Raw genomic sequence first — 5931 nt, 5'->3', positions numbered from 1 at the left:
CCCTGCGCGGAGAGCTCAGTTCGGCACCGGGCTCGGGGCCGCGCGGTGCTTGGTGAGCGGCACCCCGTCGGCGCCGTCGAGGGTGAGGAGGAGGTCCGCGTGGGCCGAGAGCAGCGCCAGGTCGTGGCTGACGAGGACGACGGCGAGGCCCTGGTCGGTCCGTAGGCCGCGCAGAAGTTCCATGATGTCCTCGGCGGTGTCGGCGTCGAGGGCGGAGGTGACCTCGTCGCAGAGCAGGACATCGGGTTCGGCGGCCAGGGCGCGGGCGATGGAGACGCGCTGGCGCTGTCCGCCGGAGAGTTCGTGGGGGTGGCGGTCGGCGTGGCCGGGGGTGAGGCCGACCGCGGTGAGCAGTTCGGCGACGCGGGCGTCGCACCGGTCGGCGGGCCGTACGGAGTGGAGCTTCAGCGGGCGGGTGAGGGTGGCGCCGACGGTGTGGGCGGGGTTGAGGGCGCCGAGCGGGTTCTGCAGGACGAGTTGGACGCGGCGTCGTTGGTCGCGGGTGCGCCGACGGTAGGAGGAGGCCAGGAGTTCGCCGCCGAGGGTGATCCGGCCGGTCTCGGGGCGGTGGAGTCCCGCGAGGGCGCGCAGCAGCGTGGTCTTGCCGCACCCCGACGGGCCGGTGATCCCGGTCAGCGTGCCGGGCCGCAGGACGAGGTCGAGGCCGGTGAAGACCCGGTGGCGGCTGCGGCCGGTGCCGACCCGGGCGTCGAGTGCCTTCACCTCGACGACGGGCACCGCGTCGGCGCGGACGCGAGCCGGTGCGGGCGCCGGGGGCGTTGCGGGCGTGCCCGGGGCCGTGACCGGACGGTCGGGCCGCAGGGCGAGGACGTCGTCGGCGCAGCGGGCGACGACGTCGGGGTCGTGGCTGGTGAGGGCGATGGCGATGCCGTCGCGGTCGGCGATGTCGTGCAGCAGGTCGGCGATGTCGTCGCGCAGGGCGGCGTCCAGGCCGGCGGTGGGTTCGTCGAGGAGGAGGATCGCGGGGCGGCGGGCGAGGGCACGGGCGAGGGCGACGCGCCGCTGCTGTCCGCCGGAGAGGTGCTCGGTCCGGCGGCGTTCGAGGCCTTCGTCGACCGGCAGGCGGACGGCGCGCAGCAGGTCCGTGACGGAGGTGCCGCGGCGGTCGGCGGCGGTCTCGGTGATGAGGCGGTCGACGCGCATGCGGGGGTTGAGTCCGGAGCCCGGGTCCTGGCCGACGAAGGCGAGCCTGTGGCGGCGCAGCCGGCGCAGCTCCTCGGGCGGGAGGGCGAGGATGTCGTGGCCGAGGACGGTGAGGCTGCCGGCGGTGACGCGCGCGCCCGGCGGGAGGGCGCCGACGAGGGCGCGCAGCAGGGTGGTCTTGCCGGCGCCGGAGGGCCCGGTGACGGCGGTGACGCGGCCCGGGGCGAGGGTGAGCGTGGCGTCGGTGAGCAGCGGGGTGTCCCCGAGGGTGACGGACAGGGCGGCGGCACGGGCAACGGGGTCGGTGGTGCTCACAGCGGGGTCTCCGGGGTGGGCCGGGCGGGGGCGAGGGCTTCGGCGGCGAGGTTGACGCTGATGGCGAGCAGGCCGATGGCGAGGCAGGGCGCTCCGACGGCCCACGGGTTGAGGGTGATGCCGGCGGCGTTCTCGCGGATCATCAACGCCCAGTCGGCTTCCGGGGGTTGGGGGCCGAGTTGGAGGAAGGCGGCGACGGAGACGATGTAGACGCCCTCGACGAAGCGCAGGCCGAACAGGGCGAGGAGGGTGGAGCGCAGGTTGGGGAGGACCTCGTGGACGGTGAGGTGCCAGAGGTTCTCGCCGCCCGCGGCCGCGGCCTCGACGAAGCCGGCGGTGGCGAGGGGGGCGGCCGCGGCGGCGACGATCCGGACCGCGTAGGGGATGCCGAGGAGGGTGGCTGCGGCGGCGACGGCGAGGCGTCCGCCGCCGGGCCAGGCCAGGGCGATCAGCATGATGGCGAGGACGGACGGTAGCAGGATCGTCAGGTCCGCGGCGCGTTCGATCCACCGGCCGAGGGCCGGGCGCAGCACGGCGAGGATGCCGATGGCGGTGGCCGCCGCGGTGACGACGAGGGCGATGGCCAGGGCGGTGGCGATCAGGGGCGCGCCCCCGGTCAGCAGGCGGCTGAGGACGTCGCGGCCGAGCTGGTCGCCGCCGAGCGGCGCGTCGCCGCCCGCTTCGGCGTAGGGGAAGGTGACCGGGGTGTCGATCGGGTGCGGGGCGAGGAGCGGCCCGGCGAGTGCGAGGGCGACGAGGGCGAGGGCGGGAACCGCACGCATGAGCACCCGTCGCTTCCCTCGGGTGGCGGGCGCGGGGGCCGCTGTCGGGGCGTCGGCGGTCATCGTCGCTCTTCTCCGAGGGTGGTGGTGCGGACGAGGTCGGCGAGCAGCAGGAGCAGGCTGATGGCGGCGCCGGCCGCGGCCACGACTCCGGCGACGAGCGGGGTGTCGCGGTCGGTGATGGCGCCGGCCAGGACGGCACCGACGCCGGGGTGGTTGAAGAGGGTTTCGACGACGACGGTGCCGCCGAGGAGCATGCCGGCGGAGGTGGCGATGCCGACGGCGACGGCGGGCAGGGCGCCGGGGAGCATGTGGTGGCTGAGGATGCGCCGGCGGGGCAGGCCGTCGAGGACGGCGGCCTGGACGTGCGGCAGGGCGGCCTGGTCGGCGAGTGCGCCGCGCACGATGCGGGTGTTCCAGCCGATCTGGGGGACCGCCAGGGAGAGCAGGGGCAGGACGATCATGGTCCACGACTCGGGTCTGCCGTCCGCGCCGGTGAGGGTGACGGCGGGCAGCCAGCCGGTCCACTGGGAGAGCAGCAGGAGCAGGGCGACCGAGACGACGAACTCCGGGAGGGCGAACGCGGCGGTGGACAGGGTGTCGACGGCGCGGTCGACGCGCCCGCCGGGGCGCAGCGCGGCCCAGCCGCCGAGGGCGAGGGCTCCGGCGGTGCTGAGGGCGAGGGCGAGGGTGCCGAGCAGGAGGGTGTTGGGGAAGGGGCCGGCCAGGACGTCGGTGACGTGCTGTCCGCGCGCGGTGGTGCCGAGGTCGCCGGTGGGCAGGCCGGTCATCCAGTCCAGGAAGCGCTCGGCGACCGGGCGGTCGAGGCCCATGGCGGTGCGGCGGGCGGCGAGGTCGGCGGCGGTGACACCCCGGTCGGAGCTCGCGCCGGCGGCGTCGCCCGGGAGGAGCTCGACGGCCGCGAAGACGGCGGCGAGCAGGACGACGAGCAGGACCAGGCGCCGTACGGCCTGCCGGGCGACCCGGCCCGCACCGGGGAGGATGCGGGCCGGGAGGCTTCGGGGCGCTTTCGCGTCCACCGGGTGAGGGGTGGTCAACGCGCCAACCAGGTCTTCTCGAACTGGACGCGGCCGTAGCCGGGGAGCTTGGGCAGGTCGCGCACGGCCGCGCCGGCGAGGTCGATGCCGTCGGCCATGCCCCACAGCAGGTAGCCGGACTTCGCGAACTCGATCTCCTGGAGCTGGTGGAGCAGCTTGCCGCGCTCGGCGGTGTCGGCGGTGCCCATGGCCTTGCGGTAGCTCTCGTCGAAGCCCGGCTCGTTCCAGCCGGACTCGTTCTGGCCCGCGTCCGAGAGCATCGTCTTGGAGGCGAAGAAGACGACGGAGTCGTTGGTGCCCCAGTAGCTGGTGTAGAGCGTGCCCTTGAGCCAGGTGTCGTCCCAGAACACCTTGGAGTCCTGCTTCACCACGTTGATCTTCACGCCGGCCTCGCGGACCTGGGTGGCGAAGAGGGTCGCGGACTCGGCGAGTCCGGCGATGTCCTCGGTGGTGGTCAGGTCGTAGGTCCTGGAGGTGTCGAAGCCCGCGTCGGCGAGCAGTTGCCTGGCCTTGGCGAGGTCGCGGGTGCGCTGCGGGATGTCCTTGGCGAAGGCGGGGTCGCCGGTGCCGAGGACGTCGTTGGCGACGCTGCCGTAGCCGGAGAGGACCTGCTTGACCATGGCGTCGCGGTCGACGGCGAGCTTGAGGGCCTCGCGCACCCGTACGTCGGCGAACGGGCCGTCCGCGGTGCGCATGACGACGGGCATCGCCATGTCGTTGGGCCGGCGGACGATCTGGACGTCCTTGCGGGCCTCGGCGGTGCGGGCGGCGACGGCACCGACGTTGGAGGCGACGTCGATCTGTCCGGCGAGCAGGGCGTTGGCCATGGCCTGGGGGCTCTCGAACAGGCGGACCTCGACGGCGTCCAGCAGGACCTTGCCGCCGTACCAGTTGTCGTTGCGCACCAGGCGGGCGTTGCCGTCGCGGTACCAGTCGAGCTTGAAGGGGCCGGTGCCCGGGGCGCCGGCGACCGCGTCGTCCTTGGTGTCCTTCTTGAGGACGAAGGTGGTCAGGCGGGTCAGCAGCGGCAGGTCGGCGTTGGCGTAGTCGGAGACCAGGACGACGGTCCTGGCGTCCTCGGCGGTGATGCCCTCGGGCTGGATGCCGGGCAGGCGGCTCTTGCCCGCCGGGGTGTTGCGCAGCCGCTTCAGCGACCAGACGACGTCGTCGGCGGTGACCGGGGTGCCGTCGTGGAAGGTGGCGCCGTCGGCCAGGGTGAAGCGCCAGGTCTTCAGGTCGTCCGACGACTTCCAGGAGGCGGCCAGGCGGGGAGCGGTGTTGGCCGTGGCCCCGGGTATCGCGAGCGTGTCGTAGATCAGGCTGATGATGAGGTAGTCGCTCTCGTTGGCCTGGGTGCCGTGCGGGTCCCGGGTGACCGCCGAGGCCTTGCCGAGCGCACCGACCTTCAGCGTCCCTCCGGGGCGGGGCTGCTGGCCGGTCCCACCGGAGACCGCGGCTTCCCCGGCGCCACCCTTGCCGCCACCGCAGGCGGCGAGCACGCCGATCGCCCCGGCTCCGGCTCCGGCCCACAGCAGCTGTCGTCTGGTGACGCCCACGTTCGATCCTCGTCTCGGTTCCGTGCTCGATTTGCTTAGGGTTACCTACCCTAAATTCAAGACAAGTCGCAAGCCGTCCGACGGGGCGCACTCGACTTCCGGCCATGCGCCCCAGCGCCCCAATCCGGCCCGCGAGCAGGGAAGTTGCCCCTGCGCCGCACGTGCGCCGCCGCCCGGAACCGAGACTACGCAAATGTAGACATCCAGCCGGGTAAGGCTTGCCTTACCTAAAAGTCGTTGTTACGTTTCCTGTCGTCCGGCCGTTCGAGCCGCCCCGGACCGATGCCCCACGCGCAGCTCCCGTCGCCGTCCCACACCGGCGAGGTGACGCCACGTGCCCGCACCCCGCCCCTCTTCTCCCCCTGTCCCCGGAAGGTCCCGCCGTGCCCACCTGCCCTGCCCCGGTACGCCGTCTCGACGCCGACGCCGTCGCGGAACTCACCTCCACCGCGGCCGAACTGCTGGCCCTCCACGGCTCCGCGACCAGCCCCGCCCTGCTGGCCGACCTGCCCGAGAAGTGCGCCCGGCTCGGCGAACCGCTGCGCCACCGACTGCGTCCGGTCGACACCGCCGACGGCCTGTTCGTGCTGCGCGGACTGGAGATCGACGACACCCGCCTCGGGCCCACCCCCGACCACTGGTCGACCGTCGGCGACTCCGGCGCGCTCTGGGACGTGGTGCTGCTGCTCGTCTCCACGGCGATGGGCACCCCGATCGCCTGGGACGGCCAGCAGGACGGCCGGTTCGTGCACAACATCGTCCCGACACCGGGCCACGAGAGCGAGCAGACCGGGGCCTCCAGCTCCGTCCTCCTCACCCCGCACACCGAGGACGCCTTCCACCCCGGCCGCGCGCACCTGCTACTGCTGTGCTGCATGCGCAACCACGACGCCATCGCCACCACCGCGGCCAGCGTGCGCCTGACCGACCTCCCCGACGCCGACGTCGAGCAGCTGAAGCGGCCCGTCGCACCGATCCTGCCCGACGACGCCTACGAGCAGGCCCGGAAGTTCGGCGGCCGGCCCGCGCCGGTCCCCACCCTCTTCGAGGCCCCCG

General features: G+C 74.1%; 5 protein-coding genes. 1 reads left to right on the top strand and 4 read right to left on the bottom strand.

Annotated features, from left to right (window positions below; genetic code table 11):
* Nucleotides 1-15 precede the first annotated feature (15 nt).
* Genes ACIQOV_RS23580 through ACIQOV_RS23565 form a run of 4 tightly spaced genes read right to left on the bottom strand, consistent with a single transcriptional unit; the run spans nucleotide 16 to nucleotide 4875 of the window.
* Nucleotides 16-1479, bottom strand: coding sequence for an ABC transporter ATP-binding protein (locus ACIQOV_RS23580; RefSeq protein WP_401051425.1), 1464 nt, complete (start codon nucleotides 1477-1479; stop codon nucleotides 16-18).
* On the bottom strand, nucleotides 1476-2261 hold the full coding sequence (locus ACIQOV_RS23575; RefSeq protein ID WP_401051428.1) for an ABC transporter permease: 786 nt from the start codon (nucleotides 2259-2261) through the stop codon (nucleotides 1476-1478). The genes ACIQOV_RS23580 and ACIQOV_RS23575 overlap by 4 nt, the downstream gene beginning before the upstream one ends.
* Nucleotides 2262-2320: 59 nt before the next feature.
* A complete protein-coding gene (locus tag ACIQOV_RS23570) occupies nucleotides 2321-3301 on the bottom strand; it encodes an ABC transporter permease (protein ID WP_401051422.1) in 981 nt (326 codons plus the stop codon).
* A gap of 14 nt (nucleotides 3302-3315) precedes the next feature.
* Entirely contained in the window at nucleotides 3316-4875 is a 1560-nt protein-coding gene (locus ACIQOV_RS23565) for an ABC transporter substrate-binding protein (protein ID WP_401051419.1), read from the bottom strand.
* Between the two features lie 383 nt (nucleotides 4876-5258).
* Here ACIQOV_RS23565 and ACIQOV_RS23560 point away from each other — a divergent pair.
* The coding region (locus tag ACIQOV_RS23560) for an oxygenase (protein WP_401051416.1) at nucleotides 5259-5931 on the top strand (673 nt) is incomplete at its 3' end.

This window comes from Kitasatospora sp. NPDC091257 (assembly GCF_044757675.1).
Lineage (GTDB): Bacteria > Actinomycetota > Actinomycetes > Streptomycetales > Streptomycetaceae > Kitasatospora > Kitasatospora lactacystinica.
Note: the sequence above shows the minus strand (reverse complement) of the source record. Positions and strands in the feature narration are given on the sequence as shown.

Coding starts and splice junctions, on each gene's coding strand:
- ACIQOV_RS23575 (WP_401051428.1), bottom strand. CDS start 2,261: ATGCGTGCGGTTCCCGCCCTCGCCCTCGTCGCCCTCGCACTCGCCGGG.